This window comes from Massilia sp. MP_M2 (assembly GCF_039123635.1).
GTDB lineage: Bacteria > Pseudomonadota > Gammaproteobacteria > Burkholderiales > Burkholderiaceae_D > Telluria.
Genome location: NZ_JBCHJF010000001.1, coordinates 783,527 through 808,451 on the forward strand (window position 1 = coordinate 783,527; position 24,925 = coordinate 808,451).

22 protein-coding genes are annotated in these 24,925 nt (G+C 64.1%); 5 read left to right on the forward strand and 17 right to left on the reverse strand.

Features of this window, described 5'->3' with window-relative positions; translation table 11 throughout:
- Window positions 1–106 precede the first annotated feature (106 nt).
- From RCH14_RS03495 to mraZ, 16 genes are all read right to left on the reverse strand, one after another.
- Window positions 107–610 (reverse strand): peroxiredoxin, encoded by a 504-nt coding sequence (locus tag RCH14_RS03495; protein ID WP_183557230.1) that lies wholly within the window; start codon window positions 608–610, stop codon window positions 107–109.
- 127 nt (window positions 611–737) lie between these two features.
- Window positions 738–1,937: a cell division protein FtsZ gene (gene ftsZ, locus RCH14_RS03500; RefSeq protein WP_343024760.1), complete on the reverse strand. Its 1,200-nt coding sequence runs from the start codon at window positions 1,935–1,937 to the stop codon at window positions 738–740.
- Between the two features lie 163 nt (window positions 1,938–2,100).
- Window positions 2,101–3,333 carry a cell division protein FtsA gene (gene ftsA, locus RCH14_RS03505; RefSeq protein ID WP_343024761.1) on the reverse strand — a complete coding sequence of 411 codons (1,233 nt, stop codon included), beginning with the start codon at window positions 3,331–3,333 and terminating at the stop codon, window positions 2,101–2,103.
- Between the two features lie 13 nt (window positions 3,334–3,346).
- Entirely contained in the window at window positions 3,347–4,183 is an 837-nt protein-coding gene (locus RCH14_RS03510; protein WP_343024762.1) for a cell division protein FtsQ/DivIB, read from the reverse strand.
- Window positions 4,184–4,188: 5 nt separating this feature from the next.
- Entirely contained in the window at window positions 4,189–5,178 is a 990-nt protein-coding gene (locus RCH14_RS03515) for a D-alanine--D-alanine ligase (protein ID WP_343024763.1), read from the reverse strand.
- Window positions 5,179–5,180: 2 nt separating this feature from the next.
- Window positions 5,181–6,569: a UDP-N-acetylmuramate--L-alanine ligase gene (murC, locus tag RCH14_RS03520; RefSeq protein ID WP_343024764.1), complete on the reverse strand. Its 1,389-nt coding sequence runs from the start codon at window positions 6,567–6,569 to the stop codon at window positions 5,181–5,183.
- Window positions 6,566–7,651 carry an undecaprenyldiphospho-muramoylpentapeptide beta-N-acetylglucosaminyltransferase gene (gene murG / locus RCH14_RS03525; protein WP_343024765.1) on the reverse strand — a complete coding sequence of 362 codons (1,086 nt, stop codon included), beginning with the start codon at window positions 7,649–7,651 and terminating at the stop codon, window positions 6,566–6,568. The genes murC and murG overlap by 4 nt, the downstream gene beginning before the upstream one ends.
- Window positions 7,648–8,865 carry a putative lipid II flippase FtsW gene (gene ftsW / locus RCH14_RS03530; RefSeq protein ID WP_343024766.1) on the reverse strand — a complete coding sequence of 406 codons (1,218 nt, stop codon included), beginning with the start codon at window positions 8,863–8,865 and terminating at the stop codon, window positions 7,648–7,650. Before ftsW ends, murG begins: the two co-directional genes overlap by 4 nt.
- Window positions 8,865–10,358 carry a UDP-N-acetylmuramoyl-L-alanine--D-glutamate ligase gene (gene murD, locus RCH14_RS03535; RefSeq protein WP_343024767.1) on the reverse strand — a complete coding sequence of 498 codons (1,494 nt, stop codon included), beginning with the start codon at window positions 10,356–10,358 and terminating at the stop codon, window positions 8,865–8,867. The genes ftsW and murD overlap by 1 nt, the downstream gene beginning before the upstream one ends.
- Window positions 10,358–11,527: a phospho-N-acetylmuramoyl-pentapeptide-transferase gene (gene mraY / locus RCH14_RS03540; protein WP_343024768.1), complete on the reverse strand. Its 1,170-nt coding sequence runs from the start codon at window positions 11,525–11,527 to the stop codon at window positions 10,358–10,360. The genes murD and mraY overlap by 1 nt, the downstream gene beginning before the upstream one ends.
- Before the next feature lies 1 nt (window position 11,528).
- On the reverse strand, window positions 11,529–12,899 hold the full coding sequence (gene murF, locus RCH14_RS03545) for a UDP-N-acetylmuramoyl-tripeptide--D-alanyl-D-alanine ligase (RefSeq protein WP_343024769.1): 1,371 nt from the start codon (window positions 12,897–12,899) through the stop codon (window positions 11,529–11,531).
- Complete coding sequence (locus tag RCH14_RS03550) at window positions 12,899–14,443, reverse strand: UDP-N-acetylmuramoyl-L-alanyl-D-glutamate--2,6-diaminopimelate ligase (protein ID WP_343024770.1); 1,545 nt, start codon at window positions 14,441–14,443, stop codon at window positions 12,899–12,901. The genes murF and RCH14_RS03550 overlap by 1 nt, the downstream gene beginning before the upstream one ends.
- On the reverse strand, window positions 14,443–16,218 hold the full coding sequence (locus RCH14_RS03555; RefSeq protein WP_343024771.1) for a penicillin-binding protein 2: 1,776 nt from the start codon (window positions 16,216–16,218) through the stop codon (window positions 14,443–14,445). Before RCH14_RS03555 ends, RCH14_RS03550 begins: the two co-directional genes overlap by 1 nt.
- Window positions 16,215–16,487: a cell division protein FtsL gene (ftsL, locus tag RCH14_RS03560; RefSeq protein WP_343024772.1), complete on the reverse strand. Its 273-nt coding sequence runs from the start codon at window positions 16,485–16,487 to the stop codon at window positions 16,215–16,217. Before ftsL ends, RCH14_RS03555 begins: the two co-directional genes overlap by 4 nt.
- Window positions 16,484–17,443, reverse strand: coding sequence for a 16S rRNA (cytosine(1402)-N(4))-methyltransferase RsmH (gene rsmH, locus RCH14_RS03565; RefSeq protein ID WP_343025041.1), 960 nt, complete (start codon window positions 17,441–17,443; stop codon window positions 16,484–16,486). The genes ftsL and rsmH overlap by 4 nt, the downstream gene beginning before the upstream one ends.
- A gap of 7 nt (window positions 17,444–17,450) precedes the next feature.
- Window positions 17,451–17,879, reverse strand: coding sequence for a division/cell wall cluster transcriptional repressor MraZ (gene mraZ, locus RCH14_RS03570; protein WP_343025042.1), 429 nt, complete (start codon window positions 17,877–17,879; stop codon window positions 17,451–17,453).
- Window positions 17,880–18,382: 503 nt separating this feature from the next.
- Here mraZ and RCH14_RS03575 point away from each other — a divergent pair.
- From RCH14_RS03575 to udk, 4 genes are all read left to right on the forward strand, one after another.
- Entirely contained in the window at window positions 18,383–19,018 is a 636-nt protein-coding gene (locus RCH14_RS03575) for a response regulator (RefSeq protein ID WP_343024773.1), read from the forward strand.
- A gap of 158 nt (window positions 19,019–19,176) precedes the next feature.
- On the forward strand, window positions 19,177–19,566 hold the full coding sequence (locus tag RCH14_RS03580; RefSeq protein ID WP_343024774.1) for a response regulator: 390 nt from the start codon (window positions 19,177–19,179) through the stop codon (window positions 19,564–19,566).
- 266 nt (window positions 19,567–19,832) lie between these two features.
- Window positions 19,833–20,012, forward strand: coding sequence for a hypothetical protein (locus RCH14_RS03585; RefSeq protein WP_343024775.1), 180 nt, complete (start codon window positions 19,833–19,835; stop codon window positions 20,010–20,012).
- Window positions 20,013–20,085: 73 nt separating this feature from the next.
- Complete coding sequence (gene udk / locus RCH14_RS03590; RefSeq protein ID WP_343024776.1) at window positions 20,086–20,727, forward strand: uridine kinase; 642 nt, start codon at window positions 20,086–20,088, stop codon at window positions 20,725–20,727.
- Between the two features lie 84 nt (window positions 20,728–20,811).
- Here udk and RCH14_RS03595 read toward each other — a convergent pair whose 3' ends face one another.
- A complete protein-coding gene (locus tag RCH14_RS03595) occupies window positions 20,812–22,284 on the reverse strand; it encodes a diguanylate cyclase (protein ID WP_343024777.1) in 1,473 nt (490 codons plus the stop codon).
- 345 nt (window positions 22,285–22,629) lie between these two features.
- Here RCH14_RS03595 and RCH14_RS03600 point away from each other — a divergent pair, with 345 nt between their 5' ends.
- Complete coding sequence (locus tag RCH14_RS03600; protein WP_343024778.1) at window positions 22,630–24,924, forward strand: EAL domain-containing protein; 2,295 nt, start codon at window positions 22,630–22,632, stop codon at window positions 24,922–24,924.
- The last annotated feature ends 1 nt before the right edge of the window (window position 24,925 follow it).

A 24,925-nucleotide genomic window follows, 5' to 3' on the forward strand; every position in this document is an offset into this window, starting at 1 on the left:
AGAGTTTGTTGAACGCGCCTCAAAACCAGCTTGATCTGAACGCGTGGATGGCACAGCCATCCACGCTACGGCCAGCTTGATGCCGCGCCGGTCGTTACAACAAAAATCAGCCCAGCTTTTCCAGCATCGCTTCGGCGCTCGAGGCTTCGACGCCCTTGGCATCGAGGTCCAGCGTCTTGACCACGCCGTCGTCGACCAGCATCGCGTAGCGCTTCGAGCGCACGCCCATGCCGTGGGCCGAGTAGTCGTTGTCCAGGCCCAGCGCCTTGGTGAACGTGGCGTTACCGTCGGCCATCATGCGCACGATGCCGGTGGCTTTCTGGTCGCGGCCCCAGGCGCCCATCACGAACGCGTCGTTGACCGAGATGCACCAGATCTCATCGATACCCTTGGCCTTGAGCGCGTCGGCGTGCTTGACGTAACCCGGCACGTGCTGCACCGAGCAGCCCGGCGTGAACGCGCCCGGCAGGCCGAAGATCACGATCTTCTTGCCCTTGACCAGATCGGCGACCTGGAACGTGTTCGGTCCCAGGCTGCAGCCTGCAGTTTCGTTCTCGATGAATTCGGCCAGCGTGCCGTCGGGCAGGCGTTCGCCAATCTGGATGCTCATGTTCGCTCCTGTGGAGGTTGTGTGAATCCTGCCATTATCGCCGATCCGGGGCGAGAATGTAAAAAGGGCCAGCTCGCGCCGGCCCTTTCAACGGCGGCCAGCTCGCGCCAGCCGTCATGGGTGCAACTCAGTCAGCCTGCTTGCGCAGGAACGCCGGGATATCGTAGGTCTCGACGCCATTGCGCTGCATCGCCTGCACCTGCTCGGAGGCCTGCTCGCGGCGCCACACGGCCGGCTGCTTCATGCCGCCCAGCGCGTCGGCGCTGACTTTGCCGGCGGTCAGGCCGCCGGCCACCGCTGCGGCGCCCTGCATCACTGGCGCGTCGTAGGTACCGGTGCGCATGACCTGCTGCGGCTGGACCAGCTGGATCGACTTCTTGTTCTTGCCCAGGCCCGTGGCGACCACGGTCACGCGGATCTCGTCGCCCATGCTGTCGTCGTAGGCGATACCCTGTGCGATCGACGCGTCCGGCGCGGCGAAGGCGCGCACGGCGGCCATGACTTCCTTGATCTCTTTACCTTTCAGGCCACGGCTTGCGGTCACGTTGACCAGCACGCCCTTGGCGCCCGACAGGTCGATGCCGTCGAGCAGCGGCGATGCGACGGCCTGTTCGGCTGCGATGCGTGCGCGGTCCACGCCTGCGGCGGTGGCGGTGCCCATCATGGCCTTGCCCTGCTCGCCCATGATCGTCTTGACGTCGTTGAAGTCGACGTTGATATGGCCTGGCACGTTGATGATCTCGGCGATACCGGCAACCGCGTTGTTGAGCACATCGTCGGCGTGCTGCATCCAGTCGAGCATGCTTTCGTCTTCGTAGATGTCTTCGAGTTTTTCGTTCAGGATGACGATCAGGGAGTCGACGTGCTTGGTCAGTTCTTCGAGGCCCGCTTCGGCCACGTCCATGCACTTCTGGCCTTCGTACGAGAACGGCTTGGAGACGACCGCCACGGTCAGCGCGCCCATGGCCTTGGCCACTTCGGCCACGATCGGTGCGGCGCCGGTGCCGGTGCCGCCGCCCATGCCGGCGGCGATGAAGACCATGTGCGCGCCGCGCAGTGCGTCTTCGATGCGCGAGCGCGATTGTTCGGCGAGCTGGCGACCGACTTCAGGACGCATCCCTGCGCCCAGGCCGGAGTCGCCGATCTGGATGATGTTGTTCGCGCCCGATACCGCCAGCGCCTGGGCGTCGGTGTTCGCGGCGATGAACTCGACACCGGATACACCTTTATTGATCATGTGCTGAACCGCGTTGCCGCCGGCGCCACCGACGCCAACGACCTTGATCACCGTTCCCAGTGCTGCGTTATCGACCATATCGAACTCCATGATGTGCTCCCTAATTTTCAAAGTGCAGTTCCGGGAACGAGGCCTGTGCGTATAAGGTCCGCCGCCTCAAACCGGTATCTGCGATTGTATGTAAAAAACTGTAATTGGTGATGGAATTTCACTACCTAATTTGTTACCAAGTGCTAGTGCGATTGCATGTGCGTCAGAAGTTCCCCGCGATCCACTCCTTCATGCGCTGCCAGACTGCCTTCACCGAACCATCCTGACGTGTAACGATATGGCCGCGCAGGTACTGTTTCTTTGCTTCGAGCAGCAAGCCAAGCACGGTGGCGTAGCGGGGGCTGCGCACCACATCGGCCAACTGCCCGCGGTAGTCCGGCGTGCCGAGGCGTGCCGGTTTGAGGAAGATGTCTTCCGCCATTTCGATCATGCCGGGCATGATCGCGCTGCCGCCAGTCAGGACGATGCCGGACGACAGCACGCCTTCGTAGCCCGATTCGCGCACCGCCTGGTGCACCATCGCGAACAGCTCCTCCACCCGGGGCTCGATCACGGCCGCCAGCGCCTGGCGCGACAAGGCGCGCGGGCCGCGGTCACCGAGACCTGGCACTTCGAGTGTCTCGCCCGGGTCGGCCAATACCTGCTTGGCCACGCCGTAGCGGATCTTGATATCTTCGGCTTCGCCGGTCGGCGTGCGCAGCGCCATGGCGATATCGCTGGTGATCTGGTCGCCCGCGATCGGGATCACGGCCGTGTGGCGGATCGCGCCGTCCGAGAACACCGCGATGTCGGTGGTGCCACCGCCAATGTCGATCAGCACCACGCCCAGTTCCTTTTCGTCGACCGTCAGCACCGCGTCGGCGGACGCCATCGGTTGCAGGATCAGGTCCGAGACCTCGAGACCGCAGCGGCGCACGCACTTTACAATGTTTTGTACCGCGGAGACCGCACCGGTGACAATGTGCACCCGCACTTCGAGACGGATGCCGCTCATGCCGATCGGCTCGCGCACGTCTTCCTGGTTGTCGACGATGAATTCCTGCGGCACCGTGTGCAGTAATTGCTGGTCGGTCGGGATGTTGACCGCCTTGGCCGTCTCGATCACGCGCGCCACGTCGGTCGCCGTGACTTCCTTGTCCTTGATCGCCACCATCCCGCTCGAATTGAACGAGCGGATATGGCTGCCGGCGATGCCGGCGTAGACGTTGCGGATCTTGCAATCCGCCATCAGCTCGGCCTCTTCCAGCGCGCGCTGGATCGATTCGACGGTGGCCTCGATGTTGACGACCACGCCCTTCTTCAATCCCCTGGACTCGTGCTGACCCAGCCCGATCACCTCGTGGCGTCCGTCGGACATCACTTCGGCGACCACGGCCACCACCTTGGAGGTGCCGATGTCGAGGCCGACGATCAGGTTTTTCGCGTCTTTTGTCATTGCTGTAGCCTGCTCAGATTTGCTTGGTTGTTGTATTGGTTTTTGTATTCGGTGCGGCTTTGGGTTTCTTGGCTGCCTTGACCGGCTTCGTCGCATCCAACGGCACGGTCAGCGCCGCCGACGACAAGGCCAGTCCGTTCGGATAGCGCATATCGATCGTGTCGATACGGCCCTCCTGCAGCCGGGCCACCAGTTGCGGGTACACGCCGACCAGACGCGCGACGCGCTTGTTCAACGTGTTGCGATCCTGTTCGCGTCCGAGTTCGACGCTCATGCCATTATCCAGCTTCACGGTCCATGCATAGCGATTCGATAGCGACAGCGCGTGCGGCACCAGCGCCACCTTGGCAAACGACGTGCGCAATTGATTGAAGCGCGCCAGCACGTCCTTCTCGCTGCCCACCGGTCCATCGAATTCCGGCAGCGTCTGTTCATCGTCGGCTTCGGCGATATTGGCCGTAAACACGTCGCCCTTGACCGACAGCAGGCGGCCTTCGTCACCCCAGGTGCCGAGCGCCTCGTGTTCCTCGACCTCGACCACCAGCGCATTGGGCCACTCGCGGCGCACCGTGGCGCGGCGCACCCAGGGCACGGTCTCGAACGTCGCGCGCACCTGCTCCAGGTCGGCGGTGAAGAAGTTGCCGCGAATTTTGCCGACCACGCCGTTGCGCACGGTCAGTTCATTCACGTGTTTCAGGTCGATCCCGTACATGCTCTCCACCGTCACCGAGCCCAATGCGAACATGGGGCGCTGCGACAGCCACCAGACGCCGGACACCAGCGCGGCGAGCACCGTCAGCGCCGTCAGGAAGCTGGCGGTTGCGTTGAGGGAGCGGACGTCATGCCACATTGTGCTCAGTCCTTCACTTCGGGTTTAGCACCCCGGTTGCCCATCTTGAGCCGCGCCGAACGCAGGATCTCGACGCACAGGTCTTCGTAGCCGATGCCCACCGCGCGCGCCGCCATCGGCACCAGCGAGTGCGTCGTCATGCCCGGGGACGTGTTCACCTCGAGCAGGAACGGGCGCATATCGCTCTCGCGCACCAGCACATCCACGCGGCCCCAGCCTTCGCAGCCGAGCGCGCGGTAGGCGTTCACCGCGTGACGCTGGATTTCCTGCGTCAGTTCGTCGGGCAGCGGCGCCGGGCAGTGGTATTGCGTGTCGTCGGTGAAGTACTTGTTCTGGTAGTCGTACTTGCCTTCGGGCGCGACGATTTCCACGATCGGCAGCGCGCGGGCGGCGGCGCCGTGGCCCAGCACGGCGACCGTGAATTCGCGGCCGGTGACGAATTGCTCGGCCAGCACCGCGTCGTCCATGCTGGCCACGAGCGCGATCGCGTCGGCCAGCCCGTCGCGGTCGGTGACCTTGGTGATGCCGATGCTCGAGCCTTCGAGCGGCGGCTTGACGATCAGCGGCAGGCCCAGTTCGGCGACCAGCGCATCCAGATCGGTGTCGGCGTCGACCGTCGCGTACTTCGGCGTCGGTACACCCTCCATCAGCCACAGCTTCTTGGTGGTGATCTTGTCCATGCCGACGCTCGAGGCCATCACGCCGCTGCCGGTGTACGGAATACCCAGCTGCTCGAGGGCGCCCTGCAGGCTGCCGTCTTCGCCGTAGCGGCCGTGCAGCGCGATGAACACGCGATCAAAACCCTGCGCGGCCAGATCGGCCAGGCTGTGCGTGCCAGGATCGAACGGGTGCGCGTCGATGCCGCGGCTTTTCAACGCCTGCAGCACGCCGTTGCCGGAAATGAGCGAGATTTCGCGTTCGGCCGAGCGGCCGCCGAACAGCACGCCGACCTTGCCGAACACGGTGGCATCGAGAAGTTGAATGGTCGTCGTCATGGTCAGCCTTTCGCTGTGGTCAGTTGTTGTGGAATGCCGCTGATCGAGCCGGCGCCCATGGTCAGCACGACGTCGCCGTCGCGCGCCACGTTCAGGATGGCGGCGCGCATGTCGGCGATCGACTCGACGAAGATCGGTTCGATCTTGCTGGACGTGCGCAGTGCGCGCGCCAGTGCGCGCCCGTCGGCGGCCACGATCGGCGCTTCACCGGCCGGATACACGTCGGCCAGCAGCAGCACGTCCGGCGTGGCCAGCACCTTGACGAAGTCTTCGAACAGGTCGCGCGTGCGGCTGTAGCGGTGCGGCTGGAACGCCAGCACGAGGCGCCGGCCCGGGTAGGCGGCGCGCGCGGCGGCCAGCGTGACTTCGGTTTCCACCGGATGGTGGCCGAAATCGTCGACCAGCGTGAAGCTGCCGCCGGCGGCCAGTGCCACGTCGCCATAGCGCGTGAAGCGGCGGCCCACGCCACGGAATTCCAGCAGGCCCTGCGCGGTGGCCGCATCGTCGATACCGATTTCGCGCGCGATGGCGATCGCCGAGCAGGCATTGAGCACATTGTGCATGCCGGGCTGGTTCAGCACGAACTTGGTGTCCGCATAGCCTTCCTGGCGCACGGAAAAGTGCATGTGCGTGCCGTCAGCGTAGGCGTCAAAAGCGCGCACTTCGGCTTCTTCCGAAAAACCGTAGGTGGTCACCGGCTTGGTCACCTGCGGCAGGATCTCGCGCACGTGCTTGTCGTCGATGCACAGCATCACGCGGCCGTAGAACGGCAGGCGGTGCGTGAAATTGACAAACGCGCTCTTGAGTTTTTCGAAGTCGTGCTCGTAGGTTTCCATGTGATCGGCGTCGATGTTCGTGATCACCTCGATCATCGGCGACAGGTTCAGGAACGATGCGTCCGATTCATCGGCTTCGGCCACGATGTAGTCGCCGCTGCCCAGCGCCGCATTGGCGCCGGCGGCGGTCAGGCGGCCACCGATGACGAAGGTCGGATCGAGCCCGCCCTGCGCCAGCACCGATGCGACCAGGCTCGTCGTCGTGGTCTTGCCATGCGTGCCCGCGATCGCGATGCCGCGCTTCAAACGCATCAATTCGCCCAGCATGATCGCGCGCGGCACGACCGGCACCTTGTGGGCGCGCGCGGCAACCACTTCCGGATTCGCTTCGTTCACGGCGGTCGAGGTCACGACCACGTCGGCGCCCGTCACGTGGTCTTCGTGGTGGCCCAGGTGCACGGTCGCGCCCAGCTCGGCCAGGCGCTGGCTGGCGGCATTGCTGCCCAGGTCCGAGCCCGACACCTTGTAGCCGAGATTGAGCAGCACTTCGGCGATGCCGCTCATGCCGCTGCCGCCGATGCCCACGAAGTGGATGTTCTTGATCTTGTGTTTCATGCTGCTTTTACCCTTGCTGCCAGTTGTTCGAGTTCGCGCGCGATCGCCTCGTTGGCGTCACGCTGGCCCACGCGGGCGGCTGCCTGCGCCATGCCCAGGCATGCTTCGCGCGTCGTTTGCATGAGCGCTTTCATACGCTCTGGATTCAGTTCGCCCTGCGGCAAGTGGATGGCCGCGCCCTGCCCCGCCATCCAGATCGCGTTGTCGCGCTGGTGGCTGGTGGTGCTGGCCACGAACGGCACCAGCACGCTGGCCACGCCGGCCGCCGTCAGTTCGGACACCGTGATCGCGCCCGCGCGGCAGATCACCAGGTCGGCCTCGGCATACGCCGCCGCCATGTCGTCGATGAAGTCGACCACATTGGCCTCTACGCCCGCCTGCGCATACGCCGCGCGCAGTGCATCGATGTTCTTCTTGCCCGACTGGTGCGTGACGATCGGCCTCGCAGCCGGGTCGATCAGGCTCAGCGCCGCCGGCACGCCATCGTTGAGCACCTTCGCGCCCAGGCTGCCACCGACGACCAGCACGCGCAGCACGCCCGTGCGACCGGCAAACCGTTCAGCGGGCGTTGGCAGATCGAGGATCTGCTGGCGCACCGGATTGCCGGTGACGACGGCCTTGCCGGCGGCCTTGCCGAAATCGGCCGGGAAGCCGAACAGCACGCGCTGCGCCAGTGGCGTGAGCGTCTTGTTCGACAGCAGCAGCGCCGCGTCGGCATTGATCAGGGCCAGGGGGATGCCGGCCGCGCGCGCCATCACCCCGCCCGGCACCGTCACGTAGCCGCCCATGCCCAGCACGACGTCGGGCCGGCGCGCGGCCAGATGCCGCCTGCAGGTCGCAAACGCGGCCGCCATCTTGACCGCGCCCTTGATCGTATGCGCCAGGCCCTTGCCGCGCAGGCCGGCGAAGTCGATCGTGTCCATGGCGATGCCGGCCTTCGGCACCAGATCGGTTTCCATGCCGTGGGCCGTGCCCAGCCAGCTCACTTCCCAGCCACGCGCGCGCATCGTCTGCGCGATCGCGATGCCGGGGAAGATGTGGCCACCGGTGCCGGCGGCCATGATCATCAGTTTTTTGGTCATGTGCGGCCTCCGCGCATGCGCACGCGATTCTCGTAATCGATGCGCAGCAGGATCGCCAGGCCGACACAGTTGAACAGCACGCCCGAACCGCCAAAGCTCATCAACGGCAAGGTCAGGCCCTTGGTGGGCAACAGGCCCAGGTTCACGCCCATATTGATGAACGTCTGCACGCCGATCCAGATGCCGATGCCTTTGGCGGCCAGGCCGGCGAACACCTGTTCGAGCGCGATCGCCTGGCGGCCGATGTCAAAGGCGCGCTTGACCAGCCAGTAGAACATCGCCACCACGATCAGCACGCCGACCAGGCCCAGTTCTTCGCCGATGACGGCCATGATGAAGTCGGTGTGCGCTTCGGGCAGGTAGAACAGCTTTTCGACCGAGCCGCCCAGGCCCACGCCGAAGAATTCGCCGCGCCCGAATGCAATCAGCGAGTGCGTCAGCTGGTATGCCTTGTCCAGTGCATTGCCCTCTTCCCACGGGTTCAGGTAGGCGAACATGCGCGCCCGCCGGAATGGCGAGAGCGCGATGATCGCGCTGAAGATCACGACCAGCAGCGCGCCGATGCCGCCGAACCAGATGATGTTGATCCCGCCCAGGAACAGGATGCCCATGGCGATGCAGACGATCACGCCGAAGGCGCCCAGATCCGGCTCCATCAGCAGCAGGCCGCCCACCAGGCCAATCGCCACGACCATCGGCACGAAGCCCTTGGTCAGCTTGTGCATGTATTCTTGCTTTCTCACCGTGAAGTCGGCCGCGTACAGCACCACGGCGATCTTCATGATCTCGGATGGCTGCACCATGAACACCTTGAGCGACAGCCAGCGGCGCGCGCCGTTGACCGACACGCCCAGGCCGGGAATCAACACCAGCACCAGCAGCACCAGCGTGCCGATGAAGATCATCGGCGCGTAGCGCTGCCAGATCGCGATCGGCACGCGAAACACAACAGCAGCGGCCACCATCGAGACGAGGATATACACCGCCTGGCGGTACAGGAAGTATTCGTTGCGGTCCTGCAGGTAGCGGAATTTCGGCGAATCGGGCAGCGCAATGGACGCCGAGTACACCATCACCATCCCGAACAGCATCAGGAGCAGCGTGACCCAGACCAGCGGCTGGTCGTAGTCCATCATTTTCGACGGCCGGTTGCGCCCGTCGACGGTGGCGTCAGCGGCGTTGCCAGAAAACTTGAAGGGCAGTTGGAAGGCCATCAGATCTCCTGCCCTTTGTCGAGCGCGATGTCGCGCACGGTCTCGACGAACACCTGCGCGCGGTGTGCGTAATTGATGAACATGTCCAGGCTGGCGCACGCAGGGGACAGGAGCACGGCGTCACCGGCACGCGCCAGACCGGCCGCACGGCGCACTGCCTGCGGCAGGTCGTCGAGATCAAAGGCCGGCACGCCGGTCGCATCGATCGCGGCGCGCACGCTTGGGGCATCGCGGCCGATCAGCAGCACGGCGCGGGCATACGCTGCCACCGGCTCGGCCAGCGGCGAAAAGTCCTGCCCCTTGCCGTCGCCACCGGCGATCAACAGGATCTGCTGGTCGGCGCCGGCAAAGGCCTTGCCCAGACCCTGCAGCGCAGCGACAGTGGCGCCGACATTGGTGCCCTTGCTGTCATCGTAATAGTCGACGCCGTCGATCGTGGCCACGAGTTCGACGCGGTGCGGTTCGCCCGCATACTCGCGCAAGCCATGCAGCAGCGGCGCGAGCGGCAGGCCGCAGGCGCGGCACAGGGCCAGCGCAGCCAGCGCGTTGGCGGCATTGTGCAGGCCGCGAATCTTGAGGGCGTCTGCCGGCATCAGGCGGCCCACGAGGGCATCGACCTTCTCGCGGATTTCGCCGCGCTTGAGTTTCTTGTCGCTTGCCTCGCCCGCCACGGCATTGGCCAGCCACAGCACGCCGCGCTCGTCGATCAGGCCGAAGCTGTCGGCGTCGACCGGTTCATCAAGGCCGAAGGTGAACAGCGGTGCATCGACCGCCATGCGCATCACGCGCGCATCGTCGCGATTGAGGACCCGCACGGTGTCCGGCCCGAAGATGCGCGCCTTGTCGGCCGCATAGGCATCCATCGTGCCGTGCCAGTCGAGGTGATCCTGGGTCAGGTTCAGCACCGTGGCGGCGTCGGCATGCAGGCTGAAGGTCGTGTGCAACTGGAAGCTGGACAATTCGAGCACCCAGGCTTGCGGCAATTCGCCGGCATCGATCGACTCGCGCAGCACGTCCAGCGCGGCCGGGCTGATATTGCCGGCCACCCGCGTGGACAGGCCCGCGCGGCGGCACAACAGGCCGGTCAGGCTCGTTACCGTCGTCTTGCCATTGGTGCCCGTGATCGCGATGACTTTCGGCGCATAGCCGCTGCTGTCGCGCAGCTGCGCCAGCGCCTGGGCAAACAGTTCGATCTCGCCCCAGACAGGGATAGTGCGCGCAGCAGCGGCAGGCATGATGGCGGCCAGCTCGCGGCCAGGTGCCAGGCCCGGGCTGACGGCGACGAAGTCGACGCCATCGAGCAGGTCGGCGGCAAATTCGCCGGCGACGAATTGCGCATCCGGGGCGGCCGCGCGCAGCGCCGGCAGGCGTTGCGGGTCAGCGCGCGTATCGGCCACGCGCACGCGTGCGCCGCCCCGCGCGAGCCAGTGCGCCATCGCGAGCCCGGATTCACCCAGGCCCAGTACCAGTGCGAGTTTGCCGTCGTAATTCATCAGCGCAGTTTCAATGTGGACAGACCAACCAGAATCAGCACGATGGTCACGATCCAGAAGCGGACCACGACCTTGGTTTCGTTCCAGCCCTTTTGTTCAAAGTGGTGGTGCAGCGGCGCCATCAAAAATACGCGGCGGCCGGTGCCATAGCGCTTCTTCGTGTACTTGAACCAGGTCACCTGGATGATCACCGACAGCGTTTCGGCCACGAACACGCCGCCCATGATGAACAGGACGATTTCCTGGCGCACGATGACGGCGATGGTACCGAGCGCGCCGCCCAGGGCCAGCGCGCCGACGTCGCCCATGAACATCTGGGCCGGGTGCGCGTTGAACCACAGGAAGGCCAGGCCGGCGCCGGCCATCGCGCCGCAGAAGATCAACAGTTCGCCCGCGCCCGGGATGTACGGGATCAACAGGTATTTCGAGAACGTCACGCTGCCGGTGAGGTAGGCGAACAGGCCCAGGGCTGCGCCGACCATCACGGTCGGCATGATCGCCAGGCCATCGAGGCCGTCGGTGAAGTTCACGGCGTTGGACGCGCCCACGATCACGCAATAGGTCAGCGCGATAAAGCCCCAGACGCCCAGCGGATAGCTGATGGTCTTGAAGAACGGCACGATCAGGTCGGCCTTGGGCGGCAGGCTCATCGAAAAGCCCGACTGCACCCAGGCGTAGAACAGTTGCGCGACTTCCCACGGGTTGGCGGCCGAGACCGAGAACGCCAAATAAAGAGCAGATGCGATACCTATGAGCGACATCCAGAAGTATTTTTCGCGCGAGCGCATGCCTTCCGGGTCCTTGTAGACCACCTTGCGGTAATCGTCGACCCAGCCGACGGCGCCAAAGCCCATCGTCACGACCAGCACCGGCCAGATCAGGCGGTTCGACAGGTCGCACCACAGCAGCGTCGAGATGCCGATCGAGATCAGCACCAGCACGCCGCCCATCGTCGGGGTGCCGTGCTTGGTCAGGTGGCTTTGCGGGCCGTAGGTGCGCACGGCCTGGCCGACTTTCAGTTCGGTCAGTTTGCGGATGACGATCGGGCCGGCCACCAGGCCGATGGTGATGGCCGTGATGGTGGCGAATACCGCGCGGAACGTGAGGTAGTTAAACACGCGCAGCGGACCGAGATAGTCCTGGAAGTATTGTGCGAGCCAGAGAAGCATATTAGTGGGCGTCCTTGCCAAGGGGGGTTGATCCGGTCAGGTGCTGGACCACGCGTTCCATCTTCATGAAACGCGAGCCCTTCACCAGCACAGTCGCGTCCGTATTGCTGCCCAGTTTTTTATCCAGTGCTGCCAATAACTCGTCGAACTGCTCGTAATGCTGTGCTCCCGACGCGGCCAGGTGGCGCGCCAGCTCGCCCGTCGCGAGCACGGTGTCGATGCCACGCGTGTGTGCGTAAGCCCCGATTTCTTCGTGAAATTCTTTGCCCTGCGCGCCGACTTCGCCCATGTCGCCCACCACCAGGATGCGCGGCGCCGGGTACGCGGCCAGCACGTCGATGGCGGCGCGCATCGAATCAGGATTGGCGTTGTAGGTGTCGTCGATGACGGTCGCGCCGCTGGCAGACTGCTTGCGCTGCAGGCGTCCGCCAACCGGCGCGAAGGCCTCAAGACCGCGCACGATCGCGTCCGGTTTGACACCGGCGCCGACGGCGCAGGCAATCGCGGCCAGCGCGTTGCGGACATTGTGTTCGCCGGCGGCGGCAAGCTTGATGGCAAACTGCGCGCCGCGTGCGCTCACCTGCAAGTCACTGCCAAAACCGTTACTCGCGTAATCGGCGCGCACGTCGCAGGTGCTATTCAGGCCAAAAGTGATGACGTCGCAGGCGGCCATGCCGCGCCACAGGTCGGTGTAAACATCGTCGCCCGGGAACACGGCCACGCCGTGCGGGCCCAAGGCTTGCAGCACCGCGCCATTCTCGCGCGCCACCGCTTCCACGGTATGCATGAATTCCTGGTGCTCGCGCTGCGCATTGTTGACCAGCGCGACCGTCGGCGCGGCGATGGCCGCCAGGCGGGCGATCTCGCCCGGATGGTTCATGCCCAGCTCCACGACCGCCGCGCGATGGGATGCCGTCAGGCGGAACAGCGTGAGTGGCACGCCGATTTCGTTATTCAGATTGCCCTGCGTGGCCAGGCGCGCATTCTCGCCCACTGCCGCCGCCAGGATCGCTGCGATCATTTCCTTGACCGTCGTCTTGCCGTTGCTGCCGGTGACGCCGATGACGGGCAGCTCGAACCCCGTGCGCCAGGCATGCGCGATGCGGCCCAGCGCAACCAGCGTGTCAGGCACGACAATCGCCGGCAGCGTCCAGCCTTCGGGGAGCGACGACACCACCACGGCTGCGACGTCGCGCGCCGCGACCTGGTCGAGGAAGTCATGGGCGTCGAACGACTCGCCGCGCAGCGCGACGAACAGCGCGCCGGCGTCGACCTTGCGGCTGTCGGTCGACACGCCGCCAAAAGCGACATCCGCGCCGACGAGGCGTGCGCCGGGAATGGCCGCCACGAGTTTTGCCAAGGTACCTTGCATCAATGCGCCCTCAACATGGTAAGCCGCGCCGTCAATGCGAGCGAAGCGTGGTCCGTATCCGAAAACGGCATCTTGCGTCCCTTGATTTCCTGGTAGGGCTCATGGCCCTTGCCGGCCAGCAGGATCACGTCCTGCTTGGCCGCTTGTTTCACGGCCAGCAGAATGGCCGACGCGCGGTCTTCCACGGTCTGCAGGCGCGATGCCGGGGCGTTGGCATCCATCCCCGTTACGATCTGGGCGATGATGGCGCCGGGTTCTTCGCTGCGCGGGTTGTCGCTCGTGACGAGCACGTGGTCGGCTGCCTGCGCGATGCGGCCCATTTGCGGGCGCTTGCCCGGATCGCGGTCGCCGCCGCAGCCGAACACGCACCACAACTGGCCGCCGCGGTCATTCGCTACCTGACGCAGCGCGTCCAGGGTTTTTTCCAGCGCGTCCGGCGTGTGCGCGTAGTCGATCACGACCATCGGTGCATCCTGCCCGCCCATCTGCTGCATGCGCCCCGGCGCCGGCACCAGCGCTTCGATTGCCTCGACCGCGCTTTTGAGCGGCACGCCGCGCGCCAGCAAGGCGCCCAGCACCGCCAGCATATTGCTCACGTTGTAGTTGCCCACCAGGCGGCTGCGGATGGTGGCGCTGCCCGCCGGCGTCTCGACCTGGCATTCGGTGCCGGCGTTCTTGCTGCGCATGCCGCTCGCGCGCAGTACGGCCACACCAAGCGGCGCTGCCGCCGCAGTTGCAGCCGCGTCGAGCGTATAGCCCGTCACGGCCAGCGCCGGGAAGTTCGCGCGCAGATGTGCCACCAGGCGCTGACCGGCCGCGTCGTCGAGGTTCACGATCGCATGCTTCAGGCCCGCCCACTCGAACAGCTTGACCTTGGCCGCCTCGTAGCTGGCCATGTCGCCATGGAAGTCGAGGTGGTCGCGCGTCAGGTTCGTGAAGATCGCCACGTCGACATGCATGCCGGCGGTGCGCTCTTGCACCAGGCCGATCGACGAGGCTTCGATCGCCAGCGCCGTGACGCCCTTGCCGTTCAGGTTCGCCAGCGTTTGCGCCAGCAGCACGGCGTCCGGCGTCGTGTAGCCGGTGACGTCGAACTGTGCTTCGGTTTTTGCCTTGGGAGCAATGACGCCCACGCCCAATGTGCCGATCACGCCGGCGGTCTCGCCCAGGCGCGCCAGCGCCTGCGCGGTCCACAACGCGCACGAGGTCTTGCCGTTGGTGCCGGTGACGGCGACGGTGAACATGGCGCGGTCAGGATGGCCAAGCACCGCATGCGCGATCGGGCCGGCCTGTTGCTTCAGGCCTGCCACGGCCAGGTGCGGCGTCGCGATTGTTTCAGGCCAGGCGAAGTCCTGGTCGTCATACACGATCGCGGCCGCGCCCGCGGCGACAGCGGCGCCAATGAAGCGGCGGCCGTCCTGCGCGTCGCCCGGGTAGGCAAAGAACACGTCGCCCGGCTGCACGCGGCGCGAGTCGGAAACGAGGCCCCCGCCCGGTGCGGCGGCGGCAATCCAGGAGCGAATGTCGTTCAGGCTGGGGCGCATCACATGCTCTCCTCTAGGGGGACTTCCGGAATGATGATGTCCGTGATGGAGGAATCGGGCGGCACGTTGGCCGCGCGCAGGGCGCTGGCAAACAGGTCGGCGGCCGTTGGTGCGGCCACGCTGCCGCCGGTGCGCAGGGCGCCGCTCGGATCGTCGACCATCACGGCAATGATGAAGCGCGGCTTGGACATCGGCCCGATGCCGGCGAAGTAACCGATATTGTTGGTGCGCGAGTAGCGGCCGTTGACGATCTTCTCAGCCGTACCGGTCTTGCCGCCAATGCGGTAGCCGGCCACCTGCGCTTTTGACGCCGTGCCCTGCGGGCCGACCACCGATTCGAGCATCGTGCGCACCTGCGCTGCGGTCTTCGGCGAAATCACCTGCTGGCCGACCGGTTCTTCGTTGACCTTCACGAACGACAGCGGAATGATGTCGCCGTTGCGCGCGAAGATCATGTACGAGCGCGCCATCTGCAGCAGCGAGACCGACAGGCCGTGGCCGAAAGCCATGTTCGCGTACTCGATCGGGCGCCATGATTTCCACGGCCGCACGCGGCCGGCGGTCGCGCCCGGGAAGCCGAAGCGCGGCGCCTGGCCGTAGCCGACCTTGGTGTACATCTCCCACATTTCCTGCGCCGGGATTTTCTGGGACACCTTGACGGCCCCGATATTCGACGACTTCTGGATGATGCCGCTGACCGTCTGCACGCCGTAGTTGTGGGTATCGCGAATGCGTTTGCCGGTGATGGTCATCCAGCCCGGGTTGTTGTCGAACACGGTGTCGGGCGTGATGCGGCCCGTATCCAGGCCCAGGGCGATGGTGATCGGCTTGATCGTCGAACCCGGCTCGAACGTATCGGTGATGACGCGGTTGCGCAGCTGCTCGCCGGTCAGCTTGGAGCGGTCGTTCGGGTTGTAGGTCGGGTAGTTCGCCAGCGCCAGCACCTCGCCCGTATGCACGTCGAGCACCACGGCGGCGCCGGCCTTCGCATTGAACTTTTCGACGGCGTTCTTGATGCTGGTAAACGCAATGTATTGCAGCTTGCTGTCGACCGACAGCGTCAGGTCGCGCCCCTGGTGCGGCTCGCGGAACATGCCGAGATCCTCGGCGATGTGCCCCAGGCGGTCCTTGATCACGCGGCGGCTGCCGGGCACGCCCATCAGCGTTTTCTGGTGTTGCAGCTCCATGCCTTCCTGGCCCTTGTCTTCCACGTTGGTAAAACCAACCAGGTGGGTGACGACTTCGCCCTGCGGGTAGAAGCGCTTGTATTCCTTGCGCGTGTCGAGGCCATTGATCTTGAGCTTTTCGATTTCGGCGATCACGGGCATTTCGACCTGACGTTTCAGGTAGACGAAGGTGCGGTCCGAGTCGAGCTTCTTGCGGATGTCGGCTTCGGGCATTTCCAACAACCGTGCAAGTGCCGTAATTTTCTCTGGCGGCGAGGCCAGCACGTCTTCCGGGATCGCCCACACGGCGCGCACCGGCAGCGACGTGGCCAGCACGGCGCCGTTGCGATCGAGGATGCGGCCACGCGTGGCCGGCAGTTCGAGCGTGCGCTCGTAGCGGCTCTTGCCCTGGCTTTGCAGGAACTGGTTCGACACGCCCTGCAGCCAGACGGCGCGCGCGCCCAGCGCGGCAAACGACGCGAACAGCACGAACAGCACCAGGCGCGAGCGCCAGTCGGGCAGGCGCACCGCGAGCACCGGACTCTTGGTGAACGCAACCCCCTTCGAGGCAGCAACGCGTGCGCCGGATTTGGAAGCGCCGCGCGTCATGGGGCGCCTTCGGTCAGGTATTGGGTACGGGCCGGCGTCAGCGGCGCCATGTTCAACTCGGCACGGGCGATCTGCTCGATGCGATCGTTCTTGGCCAGGCGCGACTGGTCAAGCTGGAGCTGGTCCCAGTCGACGTCGAGCTGGTGCGCGTGCTGCTGCAGGCGTTCGAGTTCGATCAACAGGTGGCGTGCCTGATAGCGGGCGTTGACGACCGACAGCGCGCAGCCGACCAGCAGCGTCGTAAGAAACACGTTCACCTTCACGCTCATGTGGGCGTTCCCAGGCGTTCGGCCACACGCAGCACCGCCGAGCGCGAGCGCGGGTTGTCCGATACTTCGGCGTCCGATGGCTTGATCTTCGTGATCAGCTTCATCAGCGGCTGCGGCAGGTCGACCGCGCGGATCGGCAGGCGCCGGTCTGGCTGCTCGACGTTGGCCTTCGATGCAAGGAACTGCTTGACCATGCGGTCTTCCAGCGAGTGAAAACTGATCACCGACATGCGCGCGCCGGGCGCAAGCATGCTGTAGGCCGCCGTCAACCCCGCTTCGAGGTCTTCAAGCTCTTGATTGATGAAAATCCGGATAGCCTGAAAGGTCCTGGTTGCCGGATCTTTGCCTTTTTCCCTGCTTTTGACCGTGTTTGCCACGATTGCGGCAAGCTGTCGTGTGCTTGAAATTGGTTCGACTGCGCGGCGAGCAACAATCGCCTTTGCAATCTGAAAAGCAAACCGCTCTTCTCCATAATTGCGTATTACCTTTTCCAAATGGTTTTGCTCTGCCGTCGCGACCCATTCGGCCGCCGACATGCCGCGCGTGGTGTCCATGCGCATGTCGAGGGGGCCGTCCTGGCGGAAACTGAAGCCGCGGCTGGCATCGTCGACCTGGGGCGACGAGATACCCAGGTCGAGCAGGATGCCGTCGACCTGATGAATGCCGCGCGCGGCAAGCGCGTCGGCCATCGTGGCAAAGCTGTCGTGAACAATGCAAAAGCGCGGATCGTTGATCTGCTCCGCAGTTGCAATGGCTTGCGGGTCCTTGTCGAACGCAATCAGGCGCCCTTCCGGCGCCAGGCGCGACAGCAGCAGGCGGCTATGACCGCCCCTGCCGAAGGTTCCATCTACATACGTACCAGAAGCACGTGCGCCCACCAACTCGAGCGCATCGACTGCTTCGTCAAGTAGCACCGTGCGATGCTGATAATCAGGCACCGTCAAAGAATCCGTCATCGGCGCCTCAGAAAGAAAAATTGGAAAGTACATCCGGCATGCCGCCCGCCACGGCTGCGGCCTCGTCCTCGGCCAGTTTGGCGGCGTTCCAGATTTCGAAGTGGCTGCCCATACCGAGCATCATCACTTCTTTCTCGAGCCCGACGGCAGCACGCAGCTCGGGGGAAATCAGAATCCGTCCGGCGCTGTCAAGCTCGACATCGACGGCATTGCCAAGGAAAATACGCTGCCATGAACGGGCCGACATCGGCCAGGCGGCGATCTGCTTGCGATGCTCTTCCCACACCGGGCGCGGAAAGAACAACAGGCAGCCCTGCGGATGCTTGGTCAGTGTGACGCGACCGTCGCACTGAAGCGTCAGGGCGTCACGATGCTTGGCCGGGATGGACATCCGGCCTTTTGCATCGAGATTGATCGCTGACGCGCCCTGGAACACGTGATTGCCTAGCTTGGAAGATTCGGTTGGTCGTTGTTGTCTGGCGCCGGGATCTGGATTTCTTCCCACAAATCGACACTTTTTCACACTGTTTCCCACTTTAGTGGAAGCAATGTTGACGGTCAAGCGAATTCCCAACCGTGCTTTTCTAATTTTGCCAATGAAACCAATGACTTAGGTGCTTATCAGAGGTACTCGACAATTCAAAATATTCCTTTAAATTAGGGACTTAGCCGTTACAGTGAAGGTCACGCCTCAGTTCGAAACCACCTGGCGACGTTTGTGCAAGCGCAAGGCAAAGAATATTGTTGACATTAAGTAACAACCAGCATGCGACTGGAATAACTGTACGGGCATCCAGTATTTTCAAGTTCATCGAGAACTTGCCAATGCGCTATGCTCTGCTTTGCCCTACCCGATAACGACTTTTGGTTTAATAATCCCTTCATTTTTCGGGTTAACTATTTTGACTTTGGGAAACTTAAAACGTAACATCGGCAAATATGAAAAATTCACTCGACCTGCAGCCGGCCGCACCCTACAACCCCGCCGACTATTGCTCGACCAAGGAGGCGGCAGCCGTCCTTGGCGTGTCGCATCGCACGGTGCAACTGTGGGTGGAGAGTGGCACGCTGCAGGCATGGCGCACGGCTGGCGGCCATCGCCGCATCACGCTGGAATCGGTCAACCGCCTGGTCGAAGGGCGCCGCATTGCCATTGCCGCCCACGCACCGCCCCCGGCCGCGCCGGTCGCTCCGGCGTCGTCGAAGCGGCGCGTGCTCGTGGTGGACGATGATCCCCTCATGCTGCGCCTTTACGAGCTCGAGATGGCTGGCTGGGGCATGGACCTGGACGTGGTCAAGGCCAACAACGGCTTCGAGGCGTTGATCCGTATCGGCGAAGAGCGTCCCGACCTGCTCGTGAGCGACCTGAACATGCCGGGCATGGACGGATTTCGCATGATCCGCACGCTGCGCGAAGACAGCGGCAGCGCCGGCATGAGCATGATCGTGGTCAGCGGCCTGGACCGTGCAACCATCAAGGCCATGGGCTTGCCTGCCAATATCCCGGTCTTCCCAAAGCCGGTGCCGTTTGGCGAACTGCGCGCCGCTGTCGAACACGGCCTGGCGCGCGCTTGAGCACGAAGTGAACTGCTATGCTCGGCGCACCGACGCGCCCTGCATGCCAGACCATCCATGAACGCTTTCCTGTCCCCCCTGCCCTACGGGCCGACACCACCGCCACCGCCCACCCAGGCTGGCGCATTCTTCCCTGCCTCCACCATGGGCACATGACGATGGCCGCCACTACCATTCTTGTTGTCGATGACCAGGACGAACTGCGGCTACTGATCTCCCTGAGCCTGCAAACGCTGGGTCGTATTGTCGAAGCGGGCAACGCCGAGCAGGCCCTTGCCCTGTTTGCTGCCGAACGGCCTGACGTGGTCATGCTCGACATCTGGCTCGGCCCTGGCGCCAGCGGCCTCGACGTCTGCGCCCAGCTGCGGCAGGACCCCGCCAACGCCGGCGTCAAGATCGTGCTGCTGTCGGCCTGCGGCCAGCAAAGCGATGTCGCGGCGGGCATGGCCGCAGGCGCCGATCTGTACATCGTAAAGCCGTTCAGCCCGATGGAATTGATCGGTGCAGTGGCCAGCTTGCTGGCGAAGCTGCCCGAAAGCAGTGCCTAGAATTTCTTTTTTAAACTAATGTTTCCTTGGTTGACTATTCTCTACGTCGTCATAATGCTGCAAAATCGATAACCGTTTTTATCTTTATCATAATTTCTTGGTGGCAATTCGGTCCTCGGTGAAACAGATCAGGTCGAATCGGCACGCAAATACCGCCAAACCCGAAATACCGCTACAACCCATCCTCGTATCGAACTGCACTGCGTTTGCACGTGCCCCCAGCAAAGTGGCGATGGTGGTCTTCATCGGGCGGCGCGGATGCGCACGTGGTCCCGGCAAGCTTCGAAGCGCGCCTGACGGTCGTGGCCACCTGCTCGATCGATGCCGGTGCCGCCGTGCAGGTCCGCTGCGCCAGCCCGACCACGCCCTATCTCATCGATGCCCCAAGCGCGCCATCGCTGCGCAGCGCCGGACCGGACGCCGGTCGCGTCACCGCCTACTTCTGACCCCTGACATTCACGCCAGATAATCGCCAGGCCTGCCCTGTCGGCCTGCGCGCCTCTCCGGTATCATGCGGGGATGAACCCCATTCCCTTTACGCCGTTCGTCATTGGTGTCGCCGGTGGCAGCGGTAGTGGCAAGTCCACGGTGTCCCAGCAAGTGCTGGCGTCGTTCGGCGCCGACATGGTCTCGATCGTGATGCAGGACGATTACTACCGCGACCAGTCCGACCTGCCCCCTGAAGTACGCCGCCAGCAGAACTACGATCATCCGCACGCGTTCGACTGGCCGTTGCTGATCCAGCACGTCCAGGCCCTGCGCAATGGCGAGGCGATCGCGATGCCCGAGTATGATTTCACGATCGACAACCGCTCGGACAAGACCATCCACGTCAAACCGGCTCCGGTGATCGTGGTCGAAGGGTTGTTTGCCCTGTATGACGCCGCTCTGCGCGACATGATGTCGCTGAAGATCTTTGTCGATACGGCGTCCGATGTGCGCTTCATCCGCCGCATGCAGCGCGATATCGCCGAACGCGGCCGTTCGCTGGAGAGCATCGTCGGCCAGTACCTGGACACCGTCCGCCCGATGCACAAGCAGTTCATCGAGCCCACCAAGCGCAATGCCGACGTGATTCTGCCGCATGGCGCGAACGGCCCGGCGGTCGACATGATCACCACCAAGGTCGCGAGCATTGTCGGCCGCCTGAAGCGGCCCTGAACCTGTCGGCGCCCGCGCACGATCGAAATGATGGTCTTGCATCAGCTGGCGCCGGGGTGAACAACGCCGGACCACCGCCCGTCCCTACGCAGCAGCGGCAAGGCGATTGCGCCCGTCCATCTTGGCCTGATACAGCAGTTGGTCGGCAGCCTCGATGCAGGCGAGCGGCGTTCCGCAGGTGGGCTCGGCCTGATTGCAGGTATGGACTCCGAGACTGATGGAGACGTGGCCGTATGCACTCCCCTCGTGCGCCAGGCCGAGCGCCTGCACGGCAGAGCGGATGTTCTCGGCGACCGCGCGGGCGCCGTCGTTGTCGGTATCCGGCAGGATGATCGCAAACTCTTCGCCGCCGTAACGCGCCGTCAGGTCGGTCGGGCGCCGTGGCCCCGAGGCGATCGCTCCCGCGACCCGGCGCAGGCACTCGTCGCCGGCGACGTGGCCGTAGCAGTCATTGAACTTCTTGAAATGGTCGATGTCGAGCAGGATCAGTGAAAACGGCAGCCCGCTGCGCCGCCCGCGTTCGTACTCCAGGGCCAGCACTTCATCGAAGCGGCGCCGGTTGGCCAGCCCAGTCAGGGCGTCGGCGTCGGCCATGTGGCGCAGCGATACATTGTGCAGTTCGAGCGCACTGCGCGCCGCGCGCAATTCGGACTCCAGCGCCTCGCGCAGGCGCAACTGGCTGATCATGCGGTGCCCTCCCCAGCCGAGCATGCACACGGCGAACACGACCACGCAGCTCATCTTGATCAGTGCCATCCACCAGCCGTCCAGGATTTCGGCCTTCGCCTGGGCCGTCGCCACCAGCAGCGGAAAGCCGTCCAGATGGCGGTAGCTGTACAGGCGCTCGACGCGATCGATCCTGGACGTCATCATCGCCGTCCCGACGGGGCCCGATTTGGCATACGTCTGGAACACCGGGCCGTTGCTGATGCTCGTCCCCACCATCGCTGCGTTGAACGGGCGACGGTACAGCAATGTGCCGTCATTGATGGCCAGGATGATCGTGCCGGTGCGGCCGACGTCGAAGCTGTCGTAGAACTTGCCGAAGAAATCGAGATTGAGCGATGCCATTGCAACGCCGCCGAAACTGCCATCGGGCCGGTTGATCCGGCGCGATACGGGAATCGTCTGGATGCCCGTTGAGCGGCTGAAGATCGGCTTGCCGATGCGCGTGCCCAGCTCGGTATGGGTCATGTGATACCGAAAATATTCGCGGTCCAGGATGTTGCCCGGTAGCACCGTTGGCAGCGAGGTTGCCAGACGCACGCCATCCAGACCGAAGATGTACAACTCCCGCACTTCTTCGCTGGTGCGGGTGATGCGCGCCATCCGCGCATGCAGGTGCTGCACGTCAAGCGGCTGGGTTCCTGACTGCTCGACCCGTTCGACCAGCTCGGCCAGTGCCGAGTCGGCCACCGTCAGCGAGCGCTCGGCGTGCGACGCCAGGGCACGCGCCATGTTTTCGGTGCTGACTGCCGTCTGGTCAAGTTCTACCTGGCGCGACGCCCACAAGCTCCAGCAATGCAGGCCGATCAGCAACAGGCAAGCGCCTGCCATGAGCGTAATCGACCGCACGACCAGCGGTCTGCGCCGCTCATCGAGGTGTTGCAGGCGAAGAAAGTTGAGATCAGCGGTTGGCGGCATGGTCAGTCGCGATACGACAGGTGAGATTGTTTCCCGACAGCTTAATAGTCAGCGCTCGAAATGTATTGCCGATAAGAACGTGAACTCGTGGTCTGTTCATGGCTTAGAACCGGTGCAATCAGGACCAGCATGGACTTGACGGCGCTGGTCGCAAATGCGCAACAAGTGCGTGCCTGAATCGCGTGCTCTGATACAAAGTGATAGAATGTTTCCTGTGTGAAATTAATATGATAATAGTTGTAATAATGGGCAGTCAGCATGACTCATAAAATCAATCGCTACCTGTTCAGGTGGCGCGTGCGTGCATTTGCCAGGCTGATGTCGGCCGTGCTCGTGCTGTCGCTGGTCGTTGCAGTGCCAAGCGCGCTGGTCGCCGTCTACCAAGGCTATCCGCAGGTCGCCTTGATGGACACGATCGCACTGGCATGGATCCTGGCGATCTGCCGGCTGGATCGCTGGTCGTACACGGCCAGGGTCGTCAGCTTTCTTGGCATGATGTTCTTCGTTGCTGTCGGCTCGATGGTGACTGTCGGCGCGGTCGGACTTTGCTACCTTCTCGCCACACCCGTCATCGCCGTGATCCTGCTGGGCCAGCGCGCTGCGTATGTCACGATCGGAGCCGGCGCGCTTTCGATCGTCGTCCTTGGCGTGGCCGGCCACAGCGAGCTGACCATTGCTAACTTCGCGCGTGATTCGCTCGTTGGCGCACTGATTTTCGCCCTGAACTATGCGTGTGTCGGCACCCTGGGTACGCTGACGGCGGGCAGCATGCTCAAGGGCTTGTCGCGGTCGCTGAACAAGGCTGACGCAGTGTCCGAGTCGCTCGAGCAGGAGCGCATCGCACTGCGGCGTGTGAATCAGGAATGGCGCCTGACTTCGGCTGCACTGGCGGGCTTGAACGACATGGTACTGATCGTCCAGGCGATTCCCGGCAACGCCACGCACCAACCGATCATCTTCGCCAATGCCGCCTTCGAGCGCCACAGCGGCTATCGCTTCGACGAAATCATCGGGCGAAGCCTGCATGCGCTGCACGGCCCGGAAACCAGCACCGAAACCGTCGCTACCCTGGCCGATGCCATGGGGCGCTACGAAGCCGCGTCGGCGCAGTTGGTCAATTACACGAAAGCAGGCGAGCCGCGCTGGGTGGAAGTCGATATCGCGCCATTCGCCAGCGAGGGCGGACCGATCACGCACTGGGTTGCCGTCGGCCGCGACATCACCGAAAAACGCCAGTCTGCCGAATCGATCCGCAAGCTGGCGTTCTACGACGTGCTGACCGAGCTGCCGAACCGGCGGCTGCTGATGGAGCGCCTCTGCGCCTTGAGCGACAAGGCGCAGCGCGGCGAAGGGATCGGGGCCGTACTCTACCTCGACCTCGACAACTTCAAGAGCGTCAATGATGCCCGCGGCCATGCGACCGGCGATGCGTTGCTGAAACACGTGGCAGGCATCCTGCGCGATACCGTCCACGGGCGCGATACGGTGGCACGCCTGGGCGGTGACGAATTCGTCGTGCTTGCCGAGCATCTTGGCGACGACGCCGCTGCTGCGACTGCTGCAGCGGTGGCGCTGGCCGAGCGCATCGGCACTGCCCTGCGCCGATCCATCGAGATCGATGGCCAGGTGTACCAATCGTCGGGAAGCGTGGGTATTTCCCTGCCCACCCGGCCAGAACAGACCGCCCAGGATCTGCTGCGCGAAGCCGATACGGCGATGTACCATGCCAAGGCCGCGGGGCGCAACGGCGCCGCCCTGTTCGAGACGACGATGCTGGCCGCCGCCGAAAACACCCTGATGCTCGAACGCGACCTGGGCAATGCCCTCGACAACGACGAGTTCGCGCTGCACTTGCAGCTTCAGGTCAGCCCCGATGGCAAACCGATCGGCGCGGAATCGCTGTTGCGCTGGCGCCGTGCCGACGGCGTGCTGGTGCCGCCCGATGTGTTCATTCCGATTGCCGAAAAAACCGGGTTGATCATACCGCTGGGAACCTGGGTACTGCGTCAGGCATGCCAGGCCTGGCTGCGCCTGTCCCAGGCGGGCCATGCGCTGCCGCTGTCGATCAACGTCAGTCCGCGTCAGTTCCAGCAAGCCGACTTCGTCGATGTCGTGCGTTCGGTCCTCGACGAGACGGGCGTGCCCGCCACCCAGCTGATCTTCGAATTGACGGAGGGCCTGCTGGTCGAGAACATGGACGCCACCGTGGTCCGGATGCATGTCCTGGCCGAGCTGGGCATCCGCTTCTCGATCGACGACTTCGGCACCGGCTACTCGAGCCTGGCCTACCTGCAGAAAATGCCGTTGTACGAACTGAAGATCGACAAGGGCTTCATGCGCGACATGCCCCACGACGTGAATGGCACGGCGCTGGTCAAGTCCATCCTCGCGATGGCCGGCCAGCTCGGTCTGCGCGTGGTCGCCGAAGGCATCGAAACCCGGGAACAGGCGCAGTTTCTCGCGTCGCATGGCAAACCCTGCATGCAGGGTTTCCTGTTCAGTCGCCCGATGCCGCTGGGCGAATTGATCAGCCAACTCGAAGCCGCAGCCTGAG